The organism is Salinicola salarius (assembly GCF_002179555.1).
Lineage (GTDB): Bacteria > Pseudomonadota > Gammaproteobacteria > Pseudomonadales > Halomonadaceae > Salinicola > Salinicola salarius_A.
The window spans coordinates 1-666 of the sequence record NZ_NHOU01000130.1 but is presented as its reverse complement, the minus strand read 5'-3'; the positions used below and the strand labels follow the sequence as shown (position 1 = coordinate 666).

1 protein-coding gene is annotated in these 666 nt (G+C 70.9%); it reads left to right on the top strand.

Features of this window, described 5'->3' with window-relative positions:
• A partial coding sequence (locus CCD76_RS19460; RefSeq protein ID WP_087721121.1) for an electron transfer flavoprotein subunit alpha/FixB family protein occupies positions 1-666 on the top strand: 666 nt, incomplete at both ends.

Sequence of the window (666 nt, the reverse complement as noted above, 5' to 3'; positions counted from 1 at the left end):
AGGAGAGCGGCGGCGATATCGAGGTGCTGGTGGCCGGCGAGAACGTCGGCGCCATCGCCGAGGCGGCCGCCAGGCTCGACGGGGTGAACAAGGTGCGCGTTGCCGATGCCGCCGTCTATGCCCACCAGCTGGCCGAGCCGCTGGGCGAGCTGCTGGTGGCGCTGGCCGACGACTATTCCCACGTGCTGGCGGCGGCCTCGACCACCGGCAAGAACGTGCTGCCGCGCCTCGCCGCGCTCAAGGACGTGGCGCAGATTTCCGAGATCATCGCGGTGGAGGGCGCCGACACCTTCAAGCGCCCGATCTACGCCGGCAACGCCATCGCCACCGTGCAGAGCGCTGACGCCCTGAAGGTGATCACCGTGCGCGCCACCGCCTTCGATGCGGTCGGCGGCTCTTCACAAGATCAGGGCAGCGCCCCCGTCGAGGCGATCGACACCGTGGTGGACAACGCCCTGTCGTCCTTTGTCGGCGAGCAGCTGGCCGAAAGCGACCGGCCGGAGCTGGGTGCCGCCAAGGTGGTGATCTCCGGCGGGCGCGGCATGGGCAGCGGCGAGAACTTCGCGCTGCTCGACGGCATCGCCGACAAGCTCGGCGCGGCGATCGGCGCCTCGCGGGCGGCGGTGGACGCCGGCTTCGTGCCCAACGACATGCAGGTGGGGCAGA